Origin of the sequence: Halalkaliarchaeum sp. AArc-GB (genome assembly GCF_031432225.1) — an archaeon.
Classification (GTDB): domain Archaea; phylum Halobacteriota; class Halobacteria; order Halobacteriales; family Haloferacaceae; genus Halalkaliarchaeum.
In genome coordinates, this window is record NZ_JAVKGM010000001.1 from 113218 (window position 1) to 139384 (window position 26167).

The window sequence follows — 26167 nt, forward strand, 5'->3', positions numbered from 1 at the left end:
TTTCATGCGCATCGTCCAGCGCGGCCATGGGGAAGAGGGCCGCGAACGAATCACAGTCGTGCCCGAGACGGTCGACGACCTGTGGCACCTCTCGCACGTCCTCGAACCAGGGGACCTCGTCGAGGGTGACACGACCCGCCGCATCCAGCGCGACGAGGAGAACCTCCGGGACACCGGCGGCCAGCGGGAACACCTGCACGTCACCATCGAACTCGAGGACGTGGAGTTTGCCAGGTTCGCAAACAGGCTCCGGGTCGGGGGAGTCATCGTGGGCTGCTCCCGGGAGGACCAGCTCGGCCACCACCACACGCTCAACGTCGAGGAGCACGACGAGATCACCGTCGAGAAGGTCTTCAAACCCGACCAGATCGACCGACTCGAGGAGGCGGAGGGGGCCGCAGAGAACCCCGAGGTCGCCATCGCAACCGTCGAGGAGGGGGCCGCCTCGATCCACACCGTCCAGCAGTACGGCACTGAAGAGTACGCATCGATTACGCGACCGACGGGCAAAGGCGAGTACGCGAGGCCGCGCGCGGAGCTGTTCTCCGAACTCGGGGAGGCGCTGTCGCATCTGGATCCCGACGCGATCATCCTCGCCGGACCGGGATTCACGAAGGGTGACGCCCACAAGTACGTCGACGAGAACTATCCGGAGCTCTCCGACCGGATTTCGGTGGTCGACACCGCCAGCGTCGGCGACCGGGGCGTGCACGAAGTGCTCAAGCGTGGCGCAGTCGAGACGGTCCAGACGGAGACCCGGATCGCCCGCGAGGCCGAACTGATCGACGAGCTCACCGGGCGGATCGCGGAGGGGGAGAAAGCCTCCTACGGCCCCGAGGCGGTGGCCGAGGCGGCGGAGTTCGGCGCGGTCGAAACGCTGCTCGTGCTCGACGAGCGGCTCAGAACCGAACGACACGGCGAGGGCGACTGGGAAATCGACGCCGACGACGTCATCGAGCGGGTCGAACAGCAAGGGGGGGAGGTCGTGGTGTTCTCCTCGGAGTTCTCCCCCGGCGAGCAGCTGAAGAACCTCGGTGGGATCGCCGCCCTGCTCAGATACCGACTCCAATGACCGGCGCGGATCTGCCCGACGATCCGTCCTCGAAAGCGACCGAGGAACGCTCCTCGGTCGTCTCGCGGGCGACCGACCGGCTCACCTACTGGGCCGATATGCTGTTTTTCGCGGGCGTCGAGTTCTCGGTGCTGTCGACGCCAGCATTCTTGCCGGTGTTTCTCGCCCAGACGACGTTTCCCGACACGGTCCCGCTGGCGGGGTTGAGCGCGATCGCGTTTGGAGTGCTCTCGATTGCGATCTTCCGGAGCCGACAGGTCGACGTCGGGAAGTGGCCCCGGCGCGGGGAGCTCTCGTCGGTGCCGTTCCGAGTCGTCTACTTCTCGGCGGTGTTCGCGATCGCGACGCTCGGGGTCGCGTCCGTCGCCGTCTCTGCGTTCGACACCGCCGGGTCGTTCCTCTTCGCGATGGTGGCCGGTGGCGTCGTCGAGGTAGCGGGGATGGCGGCCTTCCCCAGGGCCTACCGGACGCTGTACGGGACTCCGACGACCAACCCGACCGAACGGGTTTGAGACGGGTCGAACTGGCCTGCTGTGTGCCGGACGGACCTCCGAATCGGCTACGTCCCGGTGAGCGCCTCGCTTGCGGGTGCGAAATCGATCTCGGTGCCGCGTCCGGCCTCCCGGGCACGCCGGTACAGCAGATACGCCCCGGCGGTCGTTTCGATCCCGGTCCCGCCGGAGTCGAACACCGTCACCTCATCGGGGTCCGTGCGGCCGGGTTCGACCCCGGCGACGATCTCCCCGAGTTCGGCGTGGACGTGGTCTTCGTCGATCAGTTTCGCTTCCAGTGCCGCCAGAAACGAACCGGCGTCCTGGGTCGCCCGATCCCGGAGGTCGGGGACGTATTTCGCCCGCGCGATCGTCTCCGGCTCGAGTTCGGTTTTGCCGGGCGTGTACTGCCCCATTGCCGTCACGTGGGTGCCAGGTTCGACGTCGGCGTCGGCGATCACCGGTTCGGAGGCGTTCGTCGCCGTGACGACGACGTCGGCCCCATCGAGGGCCGCAGCTGCCGACTCGACTGGCTCGACAGCCGGATCGACGAGGTCGTCCGTCTCTGCGGCGAACGCTTCCCGGTTGTCCGGCGTCGGCGAGTACACCCGGACGTGCTCGAACTCCCGGACCGTCACCGTCGCCTTGAGTTGACCACGCGCCTGTGCGCCCGAGCCGATGATCGCCAGGTCGGTGGCGTCCTCGCGGGCGAGCGCGTCGACACCGACAGCGCCGGCTGCGCCGGTCTTGAAGGGGTTCATCGACGCCCCGTCGACGATCGCGAGCGGCTCCCCTGTTTCGGCGTCGAAAAGCGGCGTGACGAACCAGGCGTCGCCCGCCCCGAACCCGGCCGAGTACATGTACCCGCCCATGGCTCCCGTCTCGGGCAACACGGCAGCGTACCCGGTGAACATCCCAGGCGGGTTCTCCGCTACGAGTTTCGTCCGCGGTTCGGCGGGGGCCCCGTTGCCGCGCTGTCGATACGCCTCCCGTACCGCGTCGACGTACTCTGCCGGCGTTGCGAGATCGGCCACCTCGTCGCTTCGAAGGAACAGCGCTTCGGTCATATCCGGGGTTGTGGTTCCCGGGGTCAAAACGTGTTCGGCCGACTCGACTGATCGGATCGAACGCGGAACTCAGTCCGCCTGCGGTGGGCCGGCCTCGCCTCTGGCCGCGGCCGATCGTGCCGACCGCCGGACCGGGGAGTGGTTCCCACGTTCGATCGTCGGAGCTGCGACGAAGAGCGCGTGGAGCATAAAGAACAGGGAGGGCAGGGCGCCGACGAACACGGCGGCCGACAACGGCAACCCGTACGCGCCGAGGATCCCGGTGATTCCGATCAGCGATACGGGGATGAGGCCGAGAACGTGGTCGTAGTACCCTGTCATAATCCATTCCATACTATGTAAAATTACTATATAAAATTTCCCCGTGACTAACTAATGACCATTCAAACACCAATCCATAGTAATTGTATAACTTATCATTCTTACTCTCTGCGATCGGCGTATTCTGGGCTTCTATGGCCATTTAACGAACTACTGTGTTCACATCTAACGCGATTTATTCTACGGTAATAATAAGCCGTTTCGAGACGCTGTGGATCCGGGAATCCACACTGGTTGCTCGGGGTACTCGCTGCAGAGCGTGCCGCCATCGAACAGTTAAACAGTTCGCCGACGAGAGTGACCAGTAGTGAACCGCAACGACAGAGCGATCACCGCACTCGTGATGATCGCCCACGCGATGGTCCACACCTACGAGATGGCGTTTCCGATCTTCGTGACCATCTGGTTGCTGGAGTTCGAGACGCTGTCGCTCGGCTTCACGTCGGTTGCAGTCAACGAGGCGACGCTGGGGGTCGTGTTGACGATCGGCTATGGGCTGTTCGGCCTCGGGGCGCTTCCGGGGGGCGTGCTGGTCGACCGTATCGGCTCCCGCCAGCTTATCACCGCCTGTCTCGCCGGGATGGGCGGTTCGTACCTCCTCTTGGGGCTGTCTCCGAGCCTGCTCGCCGTCGCCGCGGCGATCGTCCTGTGGGGCGTCGCCGCGAGCGTCTATCACCCGGCGGGGCTTTCGCTCATCTCGAAGGGAGTCCACGAGCGGGGAACCGGCTTCGCGTACCACGGGATCGCCGGCAACCTCGGGATCGGGCTGGGACCGCTCGTGGCCGCGATACTGCTGTTGCTGTTCGACTGGCGGAGTGTGGCGCTTGCGCTTTCGATCCCCGCGTTGCTCGCGGCGGTGTTCGCCCACCGCGCGCGGTTCGACCCGGAGGCCGCCGTAACGCGTCCGGACGAGACTACCCCCGACGCGACGGCCGGCGACGCGGCCACAGACGGGGGATCGAAGGCCGAAAGCGGCGTCCAGTCGTTCTCGGAGTTTCTGACCGAATCGAAGCGTCTGTTCGCGGGGAGCTTCGTCTTCGTGTTCCTGATCGTGATGTTCTCGGGGCTCTACTACCGGGGCGTGTTGACGTTCCTGCCGGAGCTGCTCCGGGCACTGCCCGGCTTCGAGGCCATTCCGATTGCGGACCTGCTGCCCGGCACGCTCGCGGATCTTCTCGGGGTCGATCCCGCGGACGGCGAGACGCTCGAACCGAGCGATTACTTCTACGCCGGGCTGTTGATGATCGGAGTCGTCGGACAGTACATCGGCGGGAAACTCACCGATCGGTTCCCCGTCGAATACGGCATCGCTGGCGCGTTCGGGATACTCGCGGTGCTCGCGGTGACGTTCCCGATCGTCTCGGGGATGGGTCTGGGCCCGCTTGCCGTCTTCGGCGGGTTCTTGGGCGTGTTCCTGTTCGTCGTCCAGCCGCTGTACCAGGCGACGGTCGCCGAGTACACTCCGCCGGGGACGCGGGGGCTCTCGTACGGCTACACGTATCTGGGTGTGTTCGGCGTCGGATCGCTCGGCGCAGCCGTGGCCGGAACCGTGCTCGCGTACGCCGACTCGACGGCGCTTTTCTTCGTGCTGGCGGCGTTTGCGACGTCGGCGTCGCTACTGGGGCTGTATCTGGCCCGGTCGAGATAACTGGTCCTACCGGTCGGACTACCCGAACAGTTTGAAGTAGAGATATCGCCAGCCACCGAGGAACAGTGCGCCGCCGCCGAGCATGATGGCCGCGAACGTGACGGCGAACCCGCCGGCGAAAAGCGGCGAGGCACGCAGCGCCATCCCGAGGACCGCCGCGAGGATCCAGGATCTGACGGCGAGCGGGATCGACGATTTGGCGGACTCGCCCGCGCCGGGAGAGTAGGCACCCACCAGCGGGGCGACGGCGACCCATCCGATAATGAAGGGTGCGACGATACCCGCCCACACCAGCGGATTCTCGGCGAGGTAGTCGCCGGGGTTGTGTTGCAGGGCGCCGATCGTGAGAAAAACGAGCAGGAACACGATGTCGCCGACTGCGATCGGTACCGTTCCGGGATCGATCCGCTCTTCGAGGAACGACGCAACGTCCATATCCGGAGTTTACGCTCGGACATAAAGACTTGACTGGATTGAGGCCGTCCCGACGTTCGGTGGTCGTCCGTCGGAATCGCACGACCGACGCGTCGATCAGGCGATGTCCCGGCTCGTGTCCACCGCAACCGTCTCCTCGAGTTTCAGCTTGATCGTTTCGCCGGGGGCTCGTCCGCCGCGGAACTTCGGCACGGCCAGCCGGTTTACGATCTCGCTTCCGCGGACCTCCGTCTCCAGATCGAAGACCACGTCGGCCATGTGTTCGGTCATGTCGCGGTTCTCCGGGACGCTGCGGCCGGTCAATCCGTGCAGGACCGCGAGACCGCCGGTGTTTGCCATGTGGGTCTGGACGCTGTTGAGGAAGTTCCGATACCGCGCCGAGTCGGACGACTCCAGCGGGTCTAGCGTGTCGACGATGAGGTTCGCCTCCTCCGGGAGCGCGCCTACGAGGCGGTTCGCGTGATCCAGCGGCGCGTCGGCGCCGATGTCCCGAATTGTCGGGTTTCCGGTGCGGGCGGTGGACCGGTCCAGCGCGTCCCTGACTGCCGCTTCCGAGCGAACCGTCGTCAGGTACAGTGTCCCACGGGTGGCGGACAGCTCGTGAAGGAACAGCTCCGACTGGCTCGCGGGGTCGGCGTTCAAAAGGACGATACTGCCGGCCGGGACGCCGCCGTCGAGCTGTCTGTCGAGGACGGTGATTCCGGTCGGCAGTCGCTTCGGCATGCACCTGATTTCTCTGGGGAATAAGTTAACTGTTGTTCCGGGTTTTCCACGTCTGATAATCGGGTGGGTTCTCGGCTACCAGACTGTCGATGGCCCGGGCATACGACTCCCGAACGGCCGGTGACGAAAGCGGGCTGTCGTCCGTTTCCGGGATCGTCGCCAGTACGGGGGCGTCCAGCAGCGATTCGAGACGGGAGCCGGCGGTCGCCGTCCGCGTCGCGATCACGCCGGATACCGGCGTTCCCACCGCCCTGGAGGCGGCTGCAGTCTTTACCGCTCCCCTGACGCTCGCGCGACAGAGCGTCGTGACAATCACCGTTCGATCGGCGAAGGACAGCGGCTTCACCGCGTCGGGGGCGATCCCGCAGGGACAGTCCAGCAGCACCGGCGTCGCTGTCGCTTGCAGACGACTCAAGCCCGAAAGCACGTCGGCACGCTCGCCCCCGGAGACGGGTGGTGCCGGAAGCACGTCACAATCGAACCCCTCGGCCCGGCTGCGTCCCGGCCACTCCGGCCCCCAGAGGTGGGAGTTTTCCGTTCGACTCGGCCGGTTCACGCCTGCCATGGCGTGGAGGTTCGGCATCTCCCAGTCGAGATCGGCAGCCAGAACGGTGTCCGGATGGGCTCGTGCCAGCCCGAGCGTCGTGGTCGTCTTCCCCGATCCTCCCTTTCCGCCGGCGACGGCGAGCATGGGGGCTGCTGGCTCGGGCTCGTATATAAACGACCGCCGAACGGGTCGGAGGGCCTGCCCGCGATCGGGAGCTCAGTCGTCCGTGCTCGCGACTGCGGAGTCGGCTCTGCGTTCCCGGTCCAGTTCGGTGAGGTACTCGTCGGCGTCGAGGGCGGCCTCTACCCCCATTCCGGCGGCCGTGACCGCCTGCTGGTAGTGGAAGTCGACGACGTCACCGGCGCCGAACAGTCCGGGGACGCCGGTTTTCGTCTGTCCGCCCCCGCGGCCGCCTTCCGTCAGCAGGTATCCCTCCTCGTCGAACTCGGCGCCGGTCCCCTCGAGGTAGCCTGTGTTCGGCGTGTGACCGATCGCGTAGAAGACGGCGCCGACCTCGAACTCGAACTCGTCGACCTCGTCTGCGGTTTCGGGATCCTCGAGTTTCTCCGTCGGATGGCCGTCCGGGTGTTGCACGAGTGTCACACTCGTGATCCCCTCTTCGGGGCTCCCGTGGAGTTCGGTCACTTCGGTGTTCAACAGGAGTTCGATCTCGCCGTCGTCGACCTTTTCCATCGTCCGGTCGATCCAGATCTTCTCCGCGCGGAACTCCTCGCGCCGGTGGGCGACGTACACCGTGTCGGCGAACTTGGTGAGGAAGTTCGCCTCCTCCATCGCGGCGTCGCCGCCGCCGATTACCAGCATGTCCTCGTCCCGGAAGAACGCGCCGTCACAGGTGGCACACGTCGACAGCCCGTACCCCATGAGCTCGTCCTCGCCGGGGATCCCCAGCGTTCTGGCGGAGGCGCCGGAGGCGGCGATGACCGCGTCTGCGGTGTACACCTCGCCGTTCGTGAGCTCGACTCGGAACGGCCAGTCGTCGGCGTCGACTGTCTCGATGATGCCGTTTTTCACGTCCGCGCCGAACTTTCGGGCTTGCTCTTTCATCCGGTTTATCAGGTCCGGTCCGGAGATCCCGTCGGGGAAGCCTGGATAGTTCTCCACGTCAGTTGTAAGCGTCAGCTGTCCGCCCGGTTCGTCACCCTCGATCAACAGCGGGTCGTTGTTCGCACGGGCCGCGTAAATGCCCGCGCTGAGGCCGGCGATTCCGGTCCCTGCGACGATCAGCGTGCGATGTTCGACCACGTCTTCCGACATACATCTCGATTCGTGCGTCCCGCGTATGTACGTTTTGATATTGTTCTGCAGGCACACAACTATACCCGTCCCGTTCTTCGGCGGTCACTTTGGAAATGAAATATTAGGTGGGAAATTCGCAACGACTTCTGAGATTCTGTCGGGTTACATTTTCACGGACGAAACCACAAGCCGGTTGAACGAGGCCCCCAATAGTACTACTCGTAATGGGTATTCGCAGAGCGCACATCGAGATCACGGGTATGTCGTGTGCGACGTGTTCTGCCTCCGTGGAGGACGCGACCCTCGAACTCGAGGGCGTATCGGCAGCCGACGCCAACTTCGCGACCGACGAGGCGACCGTCGAGTACGACCCCGAGGTCGTAAACCTGGAGGAGATCTTCGAGGCGATCGCCGAGGCGGGGTACGAACCGCTCTCGGAGTCGCGAACGGTCGGCATCGCCGGCATGTCGTGTGCGAACTGTTCGCAGGCGAACGAGACGGCGATCGAGGCGCTGCCGGGCGTGCTCTCGGCGGACGTCAACTTCGCGTCAGACGAGGCCAGGGTGCGGTACAACCCGGTCGACGTTTCGTTGTCGGAGGTCTATGCCGCCGTCGAGGACGCCGGCTACGAGCCGATCCGGGAATCGGAGGGGGACGACGGCACCGGGGACGGCGAGTCCGGAACCCGCGAGTCGGCAGCCCGCCGGGAGATGCGAAAGCAGTGGAAGCTCACGGTCGGCGGCGGCGTGTTGACCGCGCCGTTCGTCCTCGTGATGATCGACATGTTCTATCCAGGATTTTTGCCCGAAGCCATTCCGGTGTTCGGTTTCTCCGTCGGCGTCGGCTGGCTCGAGTTCCTGCTGGCGACGGTCCTGATGGCGACGCTCGGACGCGAGTTCCTCCGAGGCGCGTGGCGCGCGTTCTCCAAGAGCCGGCAGGCGAACATGGACACGCTGGTGGCAATGGGGACGAGCGTCGGCTACGTCTACTCGACGGCGGTTCTTGCCGCCCCCGCATTGATCGGCTACCAGGTCGCCGGCGGGCTCTACTTCGAGGCGGTCGCGTTCATCCTCTGGTTCATCACGCTGGGCAACTGGCTCGAGGCGCGCTCGAAGGCGCAGGCCAGCGATGCGTTGCGGAAACTGCTGGAGATGCAGGCCGACGAGGCGACGGTGATTCGGGACGGCGAAGAGCAGATGGTCCCGATCGAGGAGATCGAAGTCGGCGATCGGATCAAGGTTCGACCGGGCGAGAAGATTCCCGTCGACGGGGTCGTGGTGGACGGCGACTCTGCGGTCGACGAGTCGATGTTGACCGGCGAGTCCGTCCCCGTAGAGAAGTCGCCCGGCGACGAGGTCGTCGGGGCGACGGTGAACGAAAACGGCGTGCTGGTCGTCGAGGCGACGAAAGTCGGCCGCGACACCGCCCTCCAGCAGATCGTCGAGCGCGTAAAGGAGGCACAGTCGCGGCAGCCGGAGATCCAGCGGCTCGTCGACACAGTGAGCGCGTACTTCGTGCCCGCCGTCATCGTCAACGCGGTGCTCTGGTCGACCCTGTGGTTTCTGTTTCCCGACCCGTTGTACGCGTTTGTCACGTCGCTTCCGCTGTGGGGCCCGGTGGGCGGAGGTCCGATCGGCGTCGAACTCGGCGGGATCCCCGTCATCGAGTTCTCGATGGTCGTGCTCGCCTCCGCGATCTTGATCGCGTGTCCCTGTGCGCTCGGACTCGCGACGCCGGCGGCGACGATGGTCGGCTCGACGATCTCGGCCACCAACGGCGTTCTGTTTAAAGGAGGCGACGTGCTCGAGAAGGTCCGCGACGTCGACGCCGTGATCTTCGACAAGACCGGCACCTTGACCCACGGCGAGATGCAACTCACCGACGTCGTTTCGGTGCAGGAGGCGCGCGCCGACGGTGGGGCGGCTGCCGATCCGGAGGGAGTCGCCGCTGTCGACTCCGCGGGCGACTCGCTCGGCGCCGAGTCGCTGTTGCTCGCGGTCGCTGCAAGCGCCGAGTCGGGTTCGGAACACCCGCTCGCGCGGGCGATCGTCGACGGCGCCCACGACCGGGGGCTCGACCTCGAGGAGCCCGTCGAGTTCGAGAACGTCCCCGGACACGGCATCCGGGCGACCATCCCCCACGGCGAGGTGCTCGTGGGCAACCGCAAGCTGCTTCGCGAGGAGGGAGTCGACCCCGAACCCGCCGAGGAGACGCTGCTCGAACTCGAACGGGAAGGGAAGACTGCAATGCTCGTCGCGCTGGACGGACAGCTTCTGGGCGTCCTTGCGACAGCCGACACGGTCCGAGAGAGCGCGAAACGGACGGTCGCGGCGCTTTCCGACCGCGGGATCGCGGTCCACATGCTCACCGGCGACAACGAGCGTACCGCCCGGGCGGTGGCAGAGGAGGTCAGCATCCCGCCCGAAAACGTCCGCGCGGAGGTGCTCCCCGATGACAAGGCGGACGTCGTCGACGACATTCAGGCGGACGGCTCCCGCGTCGTGATGGTCGGGGACGGGGTCAACGACGCGCCGGCGCTCACCGCTGCCCACGTCGGAATCGCGATCGGCTCGGGCACCGACGTCGCGATCGAGTCTGCGGACGTCACTCTGATGCGCGACGACCCGGCTGACGTGTTGAAGGCGCTGCGGATCTCCGAGGCGACGATCTCGAAGGTTCGGCAGAACCTCTTTTGGGCGTTCGTCTACAACGCGACGCTGATCCCGATCGCTTCGTTGGGCCTGCTCAATCCGGCGCTTGCGGGGCTGGCGATGGCGGGGTCCTCGGTGTCGGTGATGGCGAACTCGCTGGCGTTCCGCGGCTACGATCCCCACGAGGATTACACGCTCGCGGTGCTCAAGCCGTTCCGCGGGCTGTGGAACTGAATGCCGACGCGACGAACCGTCTTGGGGGCGCTCGGCGTGCCCCTTCTCACGGCGACCGGCGGCTGTCTCGGGAGGATTCCCGGGATCGAGGACGCCACTCTTTCTTATAAAGCCATCAGCGTGCGCTGGCTCGAAGCGGACGGACGTGGATACGGCGCCGACCTCTGTTGGCTGTGGTCCGATGGACAGAGCCGAGTGTACGGCTGGGAGCCCGCAGCGTATCCCGACATCGTTCGGTCGCCGACAGCGGTTCGGGTCTCGGAAGAAACCGAACGCCAGCTCGAGCGTCGGTTCGATGGAGTGGCGTACGTGGTCGGCTTTTCGGACCCGGATGCAGTCGAGAGGTCCCCCCTCGAAAACGACCGGGGGCAGGTCGGTGTACCTCGCCGGACGTTCAACCGTTTGCAGTTCGGCGATCGGGCGACGATCCATCGACGCGGATCCGGCTTCCGGATCCTCACGATCCAGGATGGACGGGGGGAACCTCCGGACGATTGGGAGATAGACGTCCGAGCGACGGATCTCCACGAACAGTTCCCGGACCGCAACGTCCCGGAACGGTGAATCTCCTCGGTAACCAGTGGCCAATTCGTGACCGAACTGGGTCCGAGTTCGATATGTTTACGGGCGGAACCAGACTCCTGCTATCTCGTGTCAGTACTGCTATTTATATTTGGGACGCATCCGTTCTGTATGGCACGCAAAATCACTATGTTCGAACTGCACTTCGACGGCGCCCAGATCGGCCCTGCCAGTCTGGACTTCGCCGAGGAGGCTCCCGCGAGTGAAAATCACGCGTCGGGCGACGAAATGGAAACCGAGACGGAGATGAGGACCATGGAGCGACCGTCCGAGGGCCGTCGCCTTCGGACCCTCGTGGCGATCGCCGGCGTCCTCTCGATCGTCTCGCTGATCGGCGTCGCCGTGGGCCGGTTCCGCAGCGACAGCGAGGACCTCGCAATCGAGATCGCCGACGAAAGCGACGGTGACGTCCTCGAAGAGCAGATCTGAGCACCGAACTTCCTCTTTCGCCGCCGGTTTTTCCCGACCCGTCTCTCGCGGTTTCTGGTCCCGCGATAGCTGTAATTTATTCTTCCTGTAGTTGTAGTATTTCTAACTACTTCTCTACAAAAAATTAAATATGATAGCCAGGAAGACTCCAAAAGAGACGGTAATCCGCGATCACACTCGACGCTATCCGTTTCGGGTTTGTTCCGAATCGAGGTTGATACTCAGAAACCATGGTCAACTTACGCGACGACATCGACGTGTTACACGTAGACGACGACGAACAGTTCGTCGAACTGGCGGCGACGTTCGTCGAGCGCCACGACGACAGGATCGCCGTCGAGACGGCCACGGATCCAGAGCGAGCGGTCGACCGTCTGACCGGGAGGCGGTTCGACTGCGTCGTCAGCGACTACCAGATGCCGCGGCTCGACGGCCTCGAACTGTTCGAAGAGGTTCGGGAGCGAGGGGTCGACGTCCCGTTCGTGTTGTTTACCGGAAAGGGGTCAGAGGAAATCGCCAGCGAGGCGATCTCACTGGGCGTCACGGAGTACCTGCAAAAGGAGACCGGAACGGAACAGTACGAAGTGCTCGCAAATCGCATCCGAAACGTCGTCTCCCAACATCGGGCGGAGACGCGGATGAAGCGTGGCTATCGCGCGCTCGACGCTGCGCCCGTCGGGGTCCTCCTGGCCGACGTTCGCCAGAAACGAACGCCTGTCGTCTACGCGAATACGCGGTTTCGAGAACTCACGGGGTGTGATCCGGGCGATCTCCTCGGAGAAGACTTTCGGTCGATCCTCGAGAACGGATCCGTGAGCCACCCCGTCAGGCGACTCTGTGAGGCGATCCAGGCGGAGGTTCCAGTCTCGGGGGAGCTGATCGGCTACCGGGAGAACGGGGCGGAACTCGAGGCCCGAATCGACGTCGCCCCGATCGGCAACGAAACCGGGGAGTCTACGCACTTCGTCGGGTTTCTGGCGGAGGTCGACGCCCTGTCGAACGGGGCGGGACTGTCCGATCCGGATCGGGTGGCCGAAACGGACTGATATCTGGCTCATACTGATTACTCTCGACCGTAACCGGACGATCGGCGGGCCGGGTGGCCGATCGACCGGTAAATCGCTACAATAATCAGTATCAGGGAACGACGACGTCGTGTTCGAGGGTGCCCACGCCCTCGATTTCTATTTCTACGCTGTCGCCGTCCGCGAGCGCCCCGACCCCCTCCGGCGTTCCCGTGGCGATGACGTCGCCCGGCTCGAGGGTGAGGTAGGCGGTGATCTCCTGGATCAACGTCGGAACGTCGAAGATGAACTGCGCCCGTGAGCCCTCCTGTTTGGTCTCGCCGTTCACCCGCAACCGGACGGTCGCGTCAGCCGGCACCTCGTCGGGGGTCGCAATACAGGGGCCGAGAGGTGCGGCGTTGTCGAACGCCTTCCCGCGGACCCAGTTCTGTTCCTTTCGCTGGTCTTCCCGGTTCGAGAGGTCGTCCATGCAGGTGAAGCCGGCGACGACGTCCATCGCGTCGGCGGCGTCGACGTTCCGGCACTGATTGCCGATCACGACCGCCAGTTCCGCCTCCCAGTCGATGCGCTCCTTGCCGGCGGGGACGGTGACGGTGTCGTGGTGGGCTGCAAGCGCGTTCGGCGGCTTCAAAAACAGAAGCGGCCGGTCGGGAACGTCGCTTCCCATCTCGGCGGCGTGATCTGCGTAATTGCGTCCCACGCAGACGATCTTGGAGGGCTCACACGGTGGCAGAACGTCGACTTCGGGATCGTCGAGGTCGTAGGTGGTGCCGCCGAAGGCGATGGTTTCAGCGCCGGGATCGAACGTCCCCCGACGAATCGAGCCGGCCGGATCGCGAAATCGCGCGTAATGCATGGGTAAAACTCCACGCCGGTATTCAAAAGGATTCGTGAGGCGGCGACTTCCCTTCAGGCAAGCAGCAGCCAGCCGCCCCCGATCAGAAACGAAAGCGAGACAAGGAGAGGAAACGCCGCCGATCGGATCCGCGCCTTCGCGATCTTCGAGGGGCTCTCCTCGCCGATCACGAGATCTCCCTCGAGTGCGACCGTGCCGTCCCTGCGTTCGATCCGTCCGAAAACGACGTACTCGGTGCCGGGATCGATCCGTCGTTCGACGAAGCGCCGGCGGCCGAGACCCGGGATCGACTGGAGCCACTCGGGTGCATCGGGGACGTTGCGGGCTTCGAGGAATCGACGGACTCGGTCCGGCACACCCCCGTCGGCGTCGGCGGTGACGACCTCGCCGGGGAGGTCGAGGGAGAACCGCCGCGGGGAGGGGTCGACTCGGATCGTCCCCCGGTCGCTTTCGAGGTCGAACGCGGTGGTTGCGACCCCGTCGTCGAGATACGCGTCGGTCCAGGGCCAGGCGATCCCGAACGGGTGCCGTTCGGTCACCTCGTACTCGAGCCCCAGGCAGTCGGCGCCCGTAAACGGCGCCTCGATCGTCTCCCCGACTGCGACTGCACGTCCCCGGCAGGCGACGAACTCGCCAGTGGCTCTGAGCTTCCCTGGTTCGCGGATCTCTGCCGCGAACAGTTTCGGCACCACAACCAGCGACCGGCTGCCGTACCATGCCATCGCGAGACCGAGCGCGATCACGACGAGTCCAGTGACAGTCGCGAACATGGTCATCTCCCCCTGCTGTGGGTGTGGGTCGCTCTCGCCATCGCGCCGCGCGTGTGATTTGCGGCGCGTCGTGCGGCGAGCTCTGCGGTGCGACGTGTGGTGTCAGTTCCGGTTCGGTTCCAGCTCATCAGCGAGTGTCGGCCTCCTCGGCGTTCTGTCGTCGGCTTGGAGGCCGTGTAGTATATAAATAGGTGGTGTGGCGCCGGGAACGTTCGCCGGGATCGGTTCCCAGCCGTGTGGCGCGGGAGTGTGCCGTGTGGCCACGGCTCGCCTCCCGCGGAACGAAACTGATACTGCGACTATATATCCTCGGCTGCCGTACGAACTGTATGTCTACTATGACCTCCACGACCCGATCGCGACCTCTCCCGTCCGGCCGATTCCTCCTCGGAGCGCTAGTCGTTCTCGTGGGCGTACTCCTGCTGTTCCAGACCACCGGGATTTTCGAGACCCGCAGCCTCCTGCAGTACGTTCCGTCGCTGTTCGTCCTGCTGGGGATCTGGCTGTTCGTCCAGAGCGGTTACCGGAGCATCGTCGGACCGGTCGTCATCGTCGGCGTCGCCGGCGCCGTTCAGCTGAGCGTTCTCGGCTACGCTACCGCCGAGGAGCTGGTTGTCTACTGGCCGGTGCTGGTGATCGCGCTGGGCCTGTCGATCGCGCTGGGACAGTATCGATCCAGCGTCCGGCGTTCCGACGCGAGCTACACCTCCGGGGTAACGGTGTTCGGCGGCGTCGAGAAGCGAAACACCTCCGAGGCGTTCGTCGGCGGCGATCTGACGACGATTTTCGGCGAGACGACGCTGGATCTCCGGGACGCCAAGCTCACCGATCGACCTGCCAGGGTCGACCTGACGGTGCTGTTCGGCGAGGCCCAGCTGATCGTCCCGCGGGACTGGGTGGTCCAGATGGAGGTCGTTCCCGTGCTCGGGTCGGCCGCAGACGAGCGTCCCCGCCGGGCGCTCGCGGACGATCCGACCGGGGAAGAGGTTGATCCGACCGGAGGGGGGGCTGATCCGACTGGGGAGAGGACGGGTGCCGATCTCGTCGTCACCGGATTCGTCGCGTTCGGCGAGGCGTCGGTCAGAGACTAGTACCGAAGGGACGCCCCTGTCCGTTTTTTACTTTGTCACGACCGTTCCCTCGAGCAGTTCGACAGTGTTGTCGACGACCGGATCCAGGAGTTCGTGGTTGTGTGACGAAACGAGCACTGTCCCCCCGTAGTCGGTGTAGTTGCCGATCAACTTCAGGATCCGCCCCCGAGACAGTTCGTCGACGTCCGCGAGGGGCTCGTCGAGGATCACCACGTCCGGGTGCGACAGGAACGCGAGTGCGAGATCGAGTTTCTGCTGGAACCCCCCGGAGAGTTCCCCGGCCGGCCGGTGGGCGACCCTGTCGAGTCCGAGATCTCCCGTGAGCGTTTTCAGCCACTCCGCATCGATCGGGGCGTTCAGCCGCGAGAACACGCGGAGGTTCTCCCGTACCGTGAGCGTGCCGTAGAACTGTGGCTTTTGGAACGAGTATCCCATCTCCGCCGGCGGGGGCGCGATGACGGTGCCCGCGGTCGGTCGCCGCAGTCGCAACACGATCTCGAAGAGCGTGGTTTTCCCGGAGCCGTTGGGCCCGACGACGCCGTGAACCCTCCCCCGCTCGAATCGGCAGTCGACGCCATCCAGCGCCAGTATCGGGCCGAACCGCTTCGTTATCCCCCCCAGTTCGATCGCCGGCGTCTCGTCTCCCTCGGCCGGGGTTCGATAGTTGCCGCCCGGACGAAGCGGTCGCGTCCAGCGTGTCAGGAGTTCGTGTACGGACTCGCGTACCGATTCTCGGTGCGGGTCGGTTCGGTCACTCACGGTCGGTCACTCCCGTCATCCGTGTTCAGGCCCTCCATTCGTAGCTGCGGACACACACCCAGCAGAACCCGAGACACGCGAGGGTGTACAGCCCCAGGAACCGATACCAGTCGAGGTAGACGCCGAATGGATCGCCCCGGAGCACGTGCCCGCGGATGATGACTGCGAGGTAGTGTGGCGGTAGGCTGCGGGCGATCTCCATTCGAACCGGGGAGAAGAACCCGACCGGATACACCAGGCTCCCGAGCCCGGCGATCCCCACCAGGACGCCGAGGTTGACGAACAACGCGACGCGACCGAGGCCTGTGAGGAACAGCACCCCCGTCCCGATTGCGGCAGTCGAAAGAAACAGCAGGCCGACCGCAGCCATCGTCTCGACGGTCGCCACGTCGATTCGGTACTCCAGCCACAGGTTCGCCGTTGCGATCGCGCCCAGCACGACCGCCATCATCGCCGTGTAAAACAGCAGTTTCGCCGCGAGGAACGCTTCGAGCCGCGACTGGTGGCGGATCCGGTCGAGCACCTGTCTGTCGACCCTGACGTCGTAGGGGACGTACAGCAGCGCCACGGACAGCACGAACAGCGTGATCCCGGTCGGAATGAGGTACTCCGAGAGCGTGTTTTCCACCCCTCGCTGTTCGTGGGTCACCTCGACTGGCCCCGACAGTAGCGACGACAGCTCGGCGTCCAGAAACAGCGCCAGCAGCCCGGTCGCGTCGATCAACGGAACCGCCGAGCCGTGAGAGAGCATCCGAAACTCCGCGGTCGTCTCCTGGTCGAGGACGTCCGGCGGAACCAGCACCACGATGTACACTTCCTCGCGATCCAGGCCGCGGATCGCTTTCTCGCGCGTATCGTACGGTTCGGGCGTGCCAAGCAGCGCGACGCCACCCTGGGCGAGCGTCAAATCGTCGTCTGTCGTTGCCTCATCGCCCGGCGCGACGCCGATCGGGACGTCCTCGGGCAGCGTCTGATCGAAGCCGACGGTCCCTCCCACCAGCAGGCCGGGAAGCAGCACGAAGCCGACCAGTAGGACCGCGATGTTGCGCCGTGCGCCGTACGCTTCCGTCCAGAGAAAGACGAGTGTGTCACGGATCACGGGTGTGTGGCTGAACGGGGGGTACCGCGGTCGCTGTATCGGCTGTTCGCTTTCCCACGGTCAGGGCAGTGTCTCCAGCAACGCTTCGATGTCGTCGAGATCACTCTCGTAGGTGACGACCACGACCGTGTCGTCCTCGGAGCTCTGGTCGGCGGAGATCTTCTCGATCTCGGCGTCGAGTTCCGCCATTCCGGTGTCGCCGAAGGCGACCAGCGCCCCGGAGATGACGTCGTTTACGTCCTCGGCGTCGGCAGCGCGGTCAGTGTACAGCCGGAGTTCGGAGCCGGCAGCACCGTCGGTCGTGTAGTACTCGTACGACATCGTCTCGACCGACTGTAGGACCGACGTGTCGAGGCCGAACGCCGCGTCGTCTGCAGGCACCTCCTCGCCGGGGAAGTCCACCACGACGGAGATGAGGCCGTCCTCGGTCGATCGGTCGTAGGCGTCCCGGAGATCGCCGCTCAGCGCGTCGTGGTCTCCGGCGGAGGTGTCGATGGCGTCCTCGACGGATTGTCTGTCACCGACGACGACCTGCCCCTCTCCGAGGGAAGCGATCGCGGCGGCGTCCCCTCTCACCGACCTATCCTCGAACGTGAACATGGTATGACCGTTGTGTTCCGTCTCCTCCAGGTCGCCCTCTTCATCCTCGATGGCGTCGATCACGCTGTCGCCCTCGAACTCCCCGTGGGCGATCAGCGCGAACTGATCTTCGCCGGGCTGTTCGGACGCCTCGAGGTCGTCGACGAACGCGACGACGGTGTCGACGTCGTCGGGGTCGATGTCGAGTTCGTCCTCGAACTCCTCTTCGATCTCGGCGGGATCTTCAACCGAGGGGTCCTCCTCGGCGAACGCCTCGAGGAGACGCTCCGTCTCTGGATCCTCGCTGAGTTCACCGTAGTCTACGTGTACGACGAGTTCGGACCCGTCGGGGATCTGTTCGACCGGCTGGGCGTCTCCACTTGTCAACGCTCCTGTACATCCCGCCGTGAGAAGAACGAGAGCGAAAGCGACTACGAGTCGTTTACGAACCAATTTTGTCCACCGAGTCGGTATATTGTGACACGCTACAAAAAATTCTCGGATAGATGAACCGACGTGCCGGAAGGCAGCCTGTTTTCGACGTCGTCTGCAGCGGGACCGGATCCTCGTTATCAGTCGTTGGCAACCCAATATTATTTACATAATACAATACGTGTAAATTTATGTTTCGGCCACAGTTTGCACGGTTTTGGAGTCGAAACGGATCGAATTGCCTACCGCTGTTATAGAACAACTACCGGTCCATTATCCGATAATTACCAAAGAGTCCTCGGGTTCTGCTCGCGAGTGATGGACGATTCACTCACGCGGAGGAGCGCACTGGTTTCCGGGAGCGTGCTCGTCGCCGGAACGAGCGGGTGTCTGTCCGGAGCGACGTTCTCCGCCGCAGACGACCCGGAAACGGAGGTCGACGAGGAGGGGGAACCTCCTGATCCCGAGGTAACTGTAGCCGTGGACACGGCAGAGGCCACCGATGTGACGGACTCGGCCGCGACGTTCGTCGGCGAGGTGGTCGAACTCGAGGGTGCCGACTCGACGTCCGTTCACTTCGACTGGCGGGGCGAGACCGACGGGGAGTGGAACGAAACGAGTTCGCAGGTCCTCGAATCCCCCGGGAGCTTCAGCATCGGGTCGACCGGATTCGATCGGAATACCCCCTACGAGTTCCGCGCGGTCGCGCAGGCACGCGGTGAGACGGACGTTGGCGAAACGCGGACGTTTACGACGGAGACGGGGATCGACCTCGCGGTCGAAACAGGCCAGGCGTCCGAGGTGACGGATTCGACTGTTACCCTCGTCGGCGAGGTGACGGAACTGGACGGCCTCGAGGAAGCGATCGTCGGCTTCGAGTGGCGGCCCGTGGGATCGGAGGAGTGGACAGCTTCCGGTACTGAGAGTCGGAAGTCCCCGACGACGTTCCAGCACTCGCTGTCCGGGCTCGAAAGCGAGACGGCCTACGAGTTCCGGGCCGTCGCCGAGGCCGACGGGGAATCTATCGCAGCGACGAGCGATCTCAGTTCGTTTACGACGACCGAAGAGCCGGAGGCCGTCGGCATCGAAACCGTCGAGGTGAAGGACGTGACACACTCGAACGCGGTTTTCATCGGCGAAGTAACGCATCTCGACCAGGCCGAGTCGGTCGACGTCCATTTCGAGTGGCGGGAAGCGGGAACCGAAGCGTGGACGACCTCCGACGTCGAGACTGTGGACACACCCGAGACGTTCCGGCATCCGATCCCCGGACTCGAAAGCGAGACGGCCTACGAGTTCCGCGCCGTCGCCGACGTCGACGGCCAGACCACTGTCGGCCAGTTGCTGACGTTCACTTCCGGGGAGTACGTACCGATCAGTTCCGACGATCCAGCCGAGCCGGAGCTCTCGATCGAGACGTTCGCCGCGACCGAGGTGACCGATTCGGCTGCGAGGCTTGCCGCCGAACTGACGGAACTCGACGGGGCTGACAGTGCTACAGTCGGTTTCGAGTGGCGGGAGTCGGGAACGGAGACGTGGTGGACGACGGAGATGGAAACGCGGAAATCGACGGGAACCGTCGACCTTCGGATGTCGGGACTCGATCCCGAGATGGCCTACGAGTTCCGTGCGATCGCGGACGCTGACGACGCGACCGACCGCGGGGACGTTCGCTCGTTCGTGACCACAGGCGGGGAGGCAAAAGAGGACCAGAAGTCCGGTGAAGAGGACCAGGAGTCCAGTGAAGGGGATCAGGAACTCGTCTACTGGCAGGTCGACTTCGGGGCGGGCGAGAAACCGCCCGAGCCGCCCCGCTACTACCCCGACGATGTCGTCGCAGCGCTCGGAAACTCCGCCGACGGCGTTACCGAGAACCCGTCGTTCCGGCGGAAACAGACTGACGGCCAGCTCGGGGACGTACGCGTCGCTGACGGATCTGTCTCCTTTGCCGACAGTGATGACCCGACCGAGGTCTCCGTCGCCTTCGAACTGGACGAGGGCGCACCCGAACGCCACCTCCATCTCGCCGTATTTGTCATGCCAGGCCCGTACGACCCTGCCGAGGTCGACGAGCAGGAGCTGTACGAGTACGCCAGCGCGACCTACGGCGGAGGCGACGCAGGTGAGCTTTCGGTATCGGTTCCGCAGTGACCTGACCGGCCGCGTTGCCGTCGCAAGCGTCCCCAGTATGTTGGGCACAATTCTAGCGGATCTGGTCCGAACACGGGATAACTCATACGAAAAGCGAACGTCTCGGTCGACGACGCGGAGTTCGAGGCGATGGGGATCGGGGAACTGATCGCCCTGGGTCGGGAGGCGGGGATCCGGAAGTTCGAGGAACTCGCGTGCCGGGGCACCGGCGGGATCGTCCAGGTGACGGTCGAATCGCGATACGACGAAACGCGTCTCCAGGACCTCTCCTGTGTCGACGAGTGGGAACACGTCTCGGAGACGGACGGCGGTCATCTGTACGTCATCGAGTTCACGGCGCCGGAGCTCCCGGAGAGCCTCGCCGAGGAGGCTGCGGACCTGATCGGCACCTGCGATCCGGAGCTCTCCGATCGTGAGGCGACGATGTCGCTCGTGGGGTCACAGGAGTCGATCTCCGGAACCATCCGCGAGTACGAAGCTGCGGGAGTGTCGCCGGATCTCCGGAAGCTCGGGACCTACGACGGGCCGAACGATCCCGTAGACGCGCTTACCGACCGCCAGCGAGAGGTCATCGAGACCGCCTACGAGATGGGCTTTTACGAGGTCCCGCGGGAGGCCTCGACCGACGAGGTCGCCGCACAACTGGATCTCGACCCCTCGACAGTCGCCGAGCACCTCCAGCGCGCCGAGCGGAACGTGCTGGGTGAGGTGCTGGAGTGAGCGGTACCGAGATACGATGCGCGTATCGGGGACGCTTCGATCGTGACCCTGCCGCTTCCCGGGCACGTACTTAACCGACCACGTGTCGTATGTATGCCTGTGTCAGCATGAAGGAACTCGATCACGTCTTGGACAGGTATGCGACCAGTCAGGAGCTCATGGACCACATCAGATACACTGCCGAGACCCTGAGCTTGGAATTCGATCGGTGGGGCGAACAGTACATAAGCGGTCCAAGTCTGTATCTGTTGATCGTTGCCGACATCAATTTCGATGCCTACACTGATCCGATGGGGGACAACAGGTGGCCGATCGAGCGCTGTCAGGTCGTCACCGAGTCGTCCGACAGGTTCACTGAGGTCGCTCGAGACGTGGCGTTCAGCCGCGACGGGGCTGTCGTCGTGACCGGGGACGGGACGGTTCAAGAGCAGATGGTTCGGGTCCGCAGCCCCAGTCGGGAGTCCATCAGGGAAGCAGGCAACTTAGAATACGGCGATTGGATGGGTGCCAAACACATGAGCGCGCTCGAAACGTCGATCCGTGACGAAGTCCTGTGGGTGATCACGCTCAGTGAAGAAGACGGGCGAGTCACGACGTTCCTCGACGGCACCTATCAGGACTATCCCCGCGAGGAGATCGGTGGCCGCTGGCGGCCTGAAAAATAGTCAGTCGACGACGCGCCACAGGTACCGGCTCGCGTAGCTCCGATACGGGGCCCACTCTGCGGCCTTTTCGATCATTGCGTCCCGCTGTGTGAGCCCGTAGGCGGTTTCCATTCCCCGGTGGATCCCCAGGTCTTCGACGGGAAAAACGTCCTCCCGTCCCAGACAGAATATCAATGCCATCTTCGCCGTCCAGGTCCCGACGCCCTTGATTTCGGTGAGTTCGGCGATTACTTCCTCGTCGGTCATCCCCTCGAAGTAGGCCACCGAATAGCCCCGCGTCTGGTGAGCGTCGGCGACGTTTTTGAGGTACTCGACCTTCGACTCGGAGAGCCCCAGCTCGTGGAGTTCCGTCGGATCCGCAGCGAGCATCCCCTCGGGTGTCACCTCGACGTGATCGAACACCCGGGTTCGAATCGCCCGGGCGGAGGCAGTCGAAAGCTGCTGATTGATGATCGAGGCGGCCATGCGGCGGAACATGCCGTCGGCCGGTTCGATCGTCAGTTTCCCGTGCGTTTCGATCAGGTCGGCCATGACCGGATCCTCGGACAGCGATTCCATCACGACCCGGTAGGGAGCCGACCACAGTAACTTTTGATACGGAACGATCGGTAGGTTCGGATCTGCGTAGTGGGCGACCAGTCGGACGAGACGCACGTACGTACTGTTCTGGGAATCGTTCGCGTCTTCTGTCGGGTCGTACCTGTCGTCGTACTCCCGGGCGCAGTCGTCGTACCGGCCGGCGAACTCATCGACTGTCTTGGTCGGAACGCGGTCACGATCGTCGTTTGTCACGATCTCATTTCCACTCCAGGCCCCGCGGCGACGTCGGCGGTGCCAGCGGGCTCGACGGGAGGTCCTCGCGCGGTTCCGGGTCGTTGTACCCGCTGGGCGCGACGTCGTTCGGCGCGTCCGGGTACCACAGCGAGGCGATCGCGTGGAGGTGCTCGCGGCCGACGTCGAGTTCGAACTGGCCACCGCCGAACAGGTCGATGTCGTGGTCGTCGCAGTACTCCAGCGTCTCGAACAGCGTCTGTACCGTCCCGAACCGAGAGGGTTTGATATTGAGCCACGCTGGCGTCCAGGGTAGTTCCTCGATCGATTCGACGCTCCTGATCGGGTAGTCCCACGTCACCCGTTCGGCGTGCCCGTCGAACAGGGGGCGTGTCTCCTCGGTCAGTGCCGGATCTTCGACGAGCGCGTCCGGAAACCCCTCCAGAACCCGCTGGTAGAGGGCCGGATCCGCGGGCTGATCGACGGTCGTGCCCTGGTACTGGCCTTTGAGATCGAGCACGCGCACGGCGCCGGTTTCGGCCAGCCTGTCGACGACTGCCGACGTCCAGTCGGAGGTCGGATCGACCTTGAACTCGAGGTCCGGGTTCCGGTCGAGCCAGGAACGGATTCGATCGCCCGTCTGCGGCTCTTCCAGGCGCGTGCTCACGACGAACCGCACCGGGTCGTACGTCCGGTCCAGGCGCTCTGCGAGGTTCGTTCCCGCCTGTTTCAACGCGAGATCGAGCGCGGCGCTCTCGAGGGCCCAGCGTCGGTAGTTCCGGTAGATCGACTGTCCCGGCTCGTCGCCGTGAAACAGGTCGAGACCGGTCAAGAACTCCGAGAACTCATCGAGGGTGTACGTCCCAGTTACGGGAATCTCCTCCCCGAAAGCCAACAGTGCGTCGTGGGCCTCGGTGTCGTAGGTGACGTCCTCGCCCCGCCCGATTTCGCCGTCGCCTCGCAGGGAGATGACCGTCGTCGTTCGGGTGAAGCCGCTCGATGTCTCCCGCTCGCGACGGGCCATCTCGAACTCGTCGATGGACAGGTCGAGATCCGCCACGCGATCGTAGAGCATTCTTTCCCTCTGTACGGGCAGCGGTCCCTTAAATCTCTTCGCGCTCCGCCTTCCGTTTCGGCTGCGGTCCACGAAGGTACCGCCCTCTGAGTAGGACACCTGACTCACTGACTCGCGAATCGAACCGTGTCTCCGGACTCGAGTGAACGAATCCGATCCGTATTCGCTCTGCACCAGTCTCGACCTGCAAGTACTCTTTCCGAACCAGTCCCGATTAACTAGTCCTGCTGCAAGCGCACCGTCACGCTGGCGGTCCCGGCGGCGACGATAGACAGTTCGTACCGCCCGGTTTCAGGCGCATCCACGGTGATTTCGGCTTCGTCCTCGACGGAGCGGTTCGAGAGGGCGGTCCCCCGATCGTCGACCGTCGTGAGCTCGACGGCGGTGAAATCGCCATCCTGGTTGTCGATCGCGACGACGATGTCGTCGTCTTCCTCGGCCTCGAAGCGGAACGTCTGGCTCCCGTCTACGCTCGTACTCACGACAAGGTCGTCGTCTCCGAGGCAGCCGGCAATCGACAGCGGAACCACCGTCAACACACCGACGAGGACTGATCGTCGGTTTACGCTCATATGTTCTGGTGTCATTCTTTCGGTAAATACGTCGGGGTACTGTTCAGATACGGCTGGAACTAGTTAGAAACGGTTGTTCTCTATTTCAAGTATATTATTCAATAGTTTTAAGTACTATTTCTAACAATAGATCTAATCAACAGTCACAGAATGAGCGAAGCGATGGCTTTGTCCGTCATTCGACTCGGAGCGGTAGTCTGATTTGACAGCTATGGGTGACAAAACAGAACTCCAGCGAAGAATCCTTCTGACTGCTTATAATAACCCGACTGCGACCCAGTCAGAGATCGCCGAGAACTGCGACTGTTCCGCCTCGTACGTGAGTACGGTTCTGAACCGTTACGACCGGTGGGACGCGATGGACGCGCAAATCGAGCAGTTGAACCGCGATCTCGGATACGCCCCGGACCGCTCCCTCGGCGCACAACCGTCTGTGCAACCGGCATGGAGCAACGACGAGTTCCGGGACGTAGAGAGTGTCGACGCCGAGGAAATAGCTGCTTTCATCGACGAGACGATCGTGGCTATTCGGACTCTCTCCGGTCGAAATACAGGGATGTCAACCGGTGAGATGGTTGTCACTCTCGTTCGATTCGCGCTCGTTTTGCTGCTCGTGGTTTTCGCAGTGTCTGTACTCGTTCCGATCCTTCTTTGAGATCCGTTCTCCTGTACAATCGCCCATTCGCAGGGTTTCTCTCGAAAATTCCTCTCAGTCGCCAGTGACTCCCTCGCTTTCGCCGACGTCCCCAACCCCAATATTCCCCGACAGCTCCGTATTCGGATACGGGATATCGATCCCTTCGGCGTCGAACCGTTCCTTGACTGCCTCGACGAACTCCGCACGGACTGCCCCGTAACTGCTCTCGGTCGGGTCGATCCAGATCCGTCCGGAGAGGACGACGTCCGAGTCACCAAGGTCCGTGACGGGGGCTGCCGGCTCGGGCTCGTTCAGGACGCCATCGATCTCCGCTCCTTCGGAGACGATGGCCTCGCGTGCCAGCTCTACGTTGTCGTCGTATCCGATGCCGAAATCGACCGACACCCGGCGTTGGTCGTTTGCAACGTTGTTGAAAAGCACCGCGTTCGCGAGATCGCGGTTCGGCACGGTGACCAGTTCGTTGTCGAACGTGTCCAGCTTCGTCACCCGCAGTTTGATCTCGCGAACCACGCCGCTGTTGCCGTCCCACTCGATCCAGTCGCCGACGACGAACGGTTTGTCCTGCACGATGAACACGCCGGCGACGAAGTTGGCGATGATGTTTTGCGACGCGAAGCCCACCGCCAGCGCGAGCGCACCGGCCAGGACCGCAAACGCCGAGAGGACGACACCGAACCCGGCCACCGTCGCCGCCAGGGCGACCGCCACGACGGCGATGATCACGACAGTCGTGCTCACCGCGAGCCCGACGAGCGACTCGTCGAAGTTGCGCTGTCTGAGGCTGGTTTCCACCGCTCGAGTCATGAAGTATTTCCCGAGGGTGTAGATAATCGCGAACACGACGACGAACAGCACGACAGTCGTGATCGCACTGATGACTGCCGGGACGTACTGCTGTGGATCAATACTGAACGACTGTTGTATAATTGACATAATTACCCGTGTACAGACGTGCCAAACCTATTAGTAAGTTGTTGTCTTACTGGTGACAAATCCGTCTTGAGCCTTCAGAGCCTGCATCAGCGCGTTTCTGCACCTAGTCACTCACTGCGGCGGACGGAACTCTCTCGTACGCGCCGGTCGTCTGCAGTCACACGTCATACGCGTGTTTTTCGAGCGTCTCCAGGTCCACGGAATCCAGCACCGCCTCGTTCGTCGCCTCGAGAACGACGAACGGGACGGTCGTCTCCGGAAGGTGGCGGGTCCGCGTGGCTTCGAGGGCCTCGAGCCATCGTCCGAGACAGAGACACCAGCGATCGCCGGGTTCGAGCCCCGGAAACTGCAACTCCGGACGCGGCGTCACGAGATCGTTGCCCCGCTGTTTGCTGAACGAGAGGAATTCGTCCGTCATCACCGCACAGAGTTCGTGTCTCCCACGGTCGTCTGGATGCGTTCCACAGCACCCGTCGCGCTCGAAGCCAGTCGTCGGATCGGTACCACAGACGGCGAGTTCCCCGCCGAGAACGTTCCGTTCGGGCATGGGGCCT

At 63.9% G+C, this 26167-nt stretch carries 29 protein-coding genes; 12 read left to right on the forward strand and 17 right to left on the reverse strand.

The features are described 5' to 3' along the window. The first annotated feature begins 4 nt into the window (after nt 1-4). Together RH858_RS00585 and RH858_RS00590 are read left to right on the forward strand one after the other, a co-directional pair. On the forward strand, nt 5-1072 hold the full coding sequence (locus RH858_RS00585; RefSeq protein WP_310560928.1) for an mRNA surveillance protein pelota: 1068 nt from the start codon (nt 5-7) through the stop codon (nt 1070-1072). Next, nucleotides 1069-1584, forward strand: coding sequence for a hypothetical protein (locus RH858_RS00590; protein ID WP_310560929.1), 516 nt, complete (start codon nt 1069-1071; stop codon nt 1582-1584). Before RH858_RS00585 ends, RH858_RS00590 begins: the two co-directional genes overlap by 4 nt. A 47-nt stretch (nt 1585-1631) precedes the next feature. Here RH858_RS00590 and RH858_RS00595 read toward each other — a convergent pair whose 3' ends face one another. Both RH858_RS00595 and RH858_RS00600 read right to left on the reverse strand, forming a co-directional pair. Further along, nucleotides 1632-2630, reverse strand: coding sequence for an ornithine cyclodeaminase family protein (locus RH858_RS00595; RefSeq protein ID WP_310560930.1), 999 nt, complete (start codon nt 2628-2630; stop codon nt 1632-1634). 69 nt (nt 2631-2699) lie between these two features. Beyond that, nucleotides 2700-2951, reverse strand: coding sequence for a hypothetical protein (locus RH858_RS00600; RefSeq protein WP_310560931.1), 252 nt, complete (start codon nt 2949-2951; stop codon nt 2700-2702). Between the two features lie 343 nt (nt 2952-3294). On the opposite strand from RH858_RS00600, the gene RH858_RS00605 reads away from it, so the two are divergent. Continuing rightward, nucleotides 3295-4599 (forward strand): MFS transporter, encoded by a 1305-nt coding sequence (locus RH858_RS00605; RefSeq protein ID WP_310561128.1) that lies wholly within the window; start codon nt 3295-3297, stop codon nt 4597-4599. An 18-nt stretch (nt 4600-4617) separates the two neighbouring features. Here RH858_RS00605 and RH858_RS00610 read toward each other — a convergent pair whose 3' ends face one another. The 4 genes from RH858_RS00610 to RH858_RS00625 all read right to left on the reverse strand — a co-directional run bounded on the left by RH858_RS00610 (nt 4618) and on the right by RH858_RS00625 (nt 7579). Then, entirely contained in the window at nt 4618-5034 is a 417-nt protein-coding gene (locus tag RH858_RS00610) for a DUF3054 domain-containing protein (protein WP_259533262.1), read from the reverse strand. 96 nt (nt 5035-5130) lie between these two features. Continuing rightward, on the reverse strand, nt 5131-5757 hold the full coding sequence (locus tag RH858_RS00615) for a transcriptional regulator (RefSeq protein ID WP_259533263.1): 627 nt from the start codon (nt 5755-5757) through the stop codon (nt 5131-5133). 25 nt (nt 5758-5782) lie between these two features. Beyond that, nucleotides 5783-6448 (reverse strand): CDP-4-keto-6-deoxy-D-glucose-3-dehydrase, encoded by a 666-nt coding sequence (locus RH858_RS00620; protein ID WP_310560932.1) that lies wholly within the window; start codon nt 6446-6448, stop codon nt 5783-5785. 72 nt (nt 6449-6520) lie between these two features. Continuing rightward, nucleotides 6521-7579: an FAD-dependent oxidoreductase gene (locus RH858_RS00625; RefSeq protein WP_310560933.1), complete on the reverse strand. Its 1059-nt coding sequence runs from the start codon at nt 7577-7579 to the stop codon at nt 6521-6523. A gap of 206 nt (nt 7580-7785) precedes the next feature. Between RH858_RS00625 and RH858_RS00630 the strand changes: the two genes are divergently transcribed. The 4 genes from RH858_RS00630 (at nt 7786) to RH858_RS00645 (ending at nt 12503) form a co-directional block, all read left to right on the forward strand. Further along, a complete protein-coding gene (locus RH858_RS00630; RefSeq protein ID WP_310560934.1) occupies nt 7786-10446 on the forward strand; it encodes a heavy metal translocating P-type ATPase in 2661 nt (886 codons plus the stop codon). Next, entirely contained in the window at nt 10447-11010 is a 564-nt protein-coding gene (locus tag RH858_RS00635) for a hypothetical protein (RefSeq protein WP_259533267.1), read from the forward strand. It abuts the gene before it with no gap. Nucleotides 11011-11139: 129 nt separating this feature from the next. After that, on the forward strand, nt 11140-11457 hold the full coding sequence (locus tag RH858_RS00640; protein ID WP_310560935.1) for a hypothetical protein: 318 nt from the start codon (nt 11140-11142) through the stop codon (nt 11455-11457). Nucleotides 11458-11687: 230 nt separating this feature from the next. Continuing rightward, nucleotides 11688-12503, forward strand: a complete 816-nt coding sequence (locus RH858_RS00645; RefSeq protein WP_259533269.1) for a response regulator — start codon at nt 11688-11690, stop codon at nt 12501-12503. Nucleotides 12504-12594: 91 nt separating this feature from the next. Here RH858_RS00645 and RH858_RS00650 read toward each other — a convergent pair whose 3' ends face one another. Genes RH858_RS00650 through RH858_RS00660 form a run of 3 tightly spaced genes read right to left on the reverse strand, consistent with a single transcriptional unit; the run spans nt 12595 to nt 14236 of the window. Beyond that, the gene (locus RH858_RS00650; protein WP_259533270.1) at nt 12595-13338 is read right to left on the reverse strand and encodes a fumarylacetoacetate hydrolase family protein; all 744 of its coding nucleotides are present in this window, start codon (nt 13336-13338) and stop codon (nt 12595-12597) included. Between the two features lie 53 nt (nt 13339-13391). Then, nucleotides 13392-14108, reverse strand: coding sequence for a hypothetical protein (locus RH858_RS00655; protein WP_259533271.1), 717 nt, complete (start codon nt 14106-14108; stop codon nt 13392-13394). 2 nt (nt 14109-14110) lie between these two features. Next, nucleotides 14111-14236, reverse strand: coding sequence for a hypothetical protein (locus tag RH858_RS00660; protein ID WP_310560936.1), 126 nt, complete (start codon nt 14234-14236; stop codon nt 14111-14113). Between the two features lie 201 nt (nt 14237-14437). Between RH858_RS00660 and RH858_RS00665 the strand changes: the two genes are divergently transcribed. After that, nucleotides 14438-15199 (forward strand): cell wall-active antibiotics response protein, encoded by a 762-nt coding sequence (locus RH858_RS00665; protein ID WP_259533272.1) that lies wholly within the window; start codon nt 14438-14440, stop codon nt 15197-15199. Nucleotides 15200-15226: 27 nt separating this feature from the next. Here the strand turns inward: RH858_RS00665 and RH858_RS00670 are convergent, their stop codons facing one another. The 3 genes from RH858_RS00670 to RH858_RS00680 are packed head-to-tail and all read right to left on the reverse strand — an operon-like array spanning nt 15227 to nt 18023. Further along, on the reverse strand, nt 15227-15958 hold the full coding sequence (locus RH858_RS00670) for an ABC transporter ATP-binding protein (protein ID WP_259533273.1): 732 nt from the start codon (nt 15956-15958) through the stop codon (nt 15227-15229). A 25-nt stretch (nt 15959-15983) separates the two neighbouring features. Beyond that, on the reverse strand, nt 15984-17057 hold the full coding sequence (locus RH858_RS00675) for an ABC transporter permease (protein WP_259533274.1): 1074 nt from the start codon (nt 17055-17057) through the stop codon (nt 15984-15986). Nucleotides 17058-17117: 60 nt separating this feature from the next. Next, nucleotides 17118-18023 carry a hypothetical protein gene (locus RH858_RS00680; protein ID WP_259533275.1) on the reverse strand — a complete coding sequence of 302 codons (906 nt, stop codon included), beginning with the start codon at nt 18021-18023 and terminating at the stop codon, nt 17118-17120. A 363-nt stretch (nt 18024-18386) separates the two neighbouring features. Here RH858_RS00680 and RH858_RS00685 point away from each other — a divergent pair, with 363 nt between their 5' ends. The 3 genes from RH858_RS00685 (at nt 18387) to RH858_RS00695 (ending at nt 21604) form a co-directional block, all read left to right on the forward strand. Next, on the forward strand, nt 18387-20219 hold the full coding sequence (locus RH858_RS00685; protein WP_259533276.1) for a fibronectin type III domain-containing protein: 1833 nt from the start codon (nt 18387-18389) through the stop codon (nt 20217-20219). 129 nt (nt 20220-20348) lie between these two features. Next, nucleotides 20349-20939: a helix-turn-helix domain-containing protein gene (locus tag RH858_RS00690; RefSeq protein ID WP_259533277.1), complete on the forward strand. Its 591-nt coding sequence runs from the start codon at nt 20349-20351 to the stop codon at nt 20937-20939. Nucleotides 20940-21046: 107 nt separating this feature from the next. Continuing rightward, the gene (locus RH858_RS00695) at nt 21047-21604 is read left to right on the forward strand and encodes a diadenylate cyclase (protein ID WP_259536424.1); all 558 of its coding nucleotides are present in this window, start codon (nt 21047-21049) and stop codon (nt 21602-21604) included. Here RH858_RS00695 and RH858_RS00700 read toward each other — a convergent pair whose 3' ends face one another. The 3 genes from RH858_RS00700 to RH858_RS00710 all read right to left on the reverse strand — a co-directional run bounded on the left by RH858_RS00700 (nt 21605) and on the right by RH858_RS00710 (nt 24022). After that, nucleotides 21605-22162, reverse strand: coding sequence for a DNA-3-methyladenine glycosylase 2 family protein (locus tag RH858_RS00700; protein WP_310561129.1), 558 nt, complete (start codon nt 22160-22162; stop codon nt 21605-21607). A gap of 238 nt (nt 22163-22400) precedes the next feature. Then, complete coding sequence (locus RH858_RS00705) at nt 22401-23450, reverse strand: hypothetical protein (RefSeq protein ID WP_310560937.1); 1050 nt, start codon at nt 23448-23450, stop codon at nt 22401-22403. Nucleotides 23451-23668: 218 nt separating this feature from the next. Next, nucleotides 23669-24022, reverse strand: a complete 354-nt coding sequence (locus RH858_RS00710; RefSeq protein ID WP_310560938.1) for a pre-peptidase C-terminal domain-containing protein — start codon at nt 24020-24022, stop codon at nt 23669-23671. Nucleotides 24023-24380: 358 nt separating this feature from the next. On the opposite strand from RH858_RS00710, the gene RH858_RS00715 reads away from it, so the two are divergent. Next, nucleotides 24381-24677: a hypothetical protein gene (locus RH858_RS00715; protein WP_310560939.1), complete on the forward strand. Its 297-nt coding sequence runs from the start codon at nt 24381-24383 to the stop codon at nt 24675-24677. A 54-nt stretch (nt 24678-24731) separates the two neighbouring features. Here RH858_RS00715 and RH858_RS00720 read toward each other — a convergent pair whose 3' ends face one another. Beyond that, complete coding sequence (locus tag RH858_RS00720; protein ID WP_310560940.1) at nt 24732-25613, reverse strand: mechanosensitive ion channel family protein; 882 nt, start codon at nt 25611-25613, stop codon at nt 24732-24734. A gap of 157 nt (nt 25614-25770) precedes the next feature. Further along, nucleotides 25771-26160 (reverse strand): DUF2237 domain-containing protein, encoded by a 390-nt coding sequence (locus RH858_RS00725; protein WP_310560941.1) that lies wholly within the window; start codon nt 26158-26160, stop codon nt 25771-25773. Nucleotides 26161-26167 lie beyond the last annotated feature (7 nt).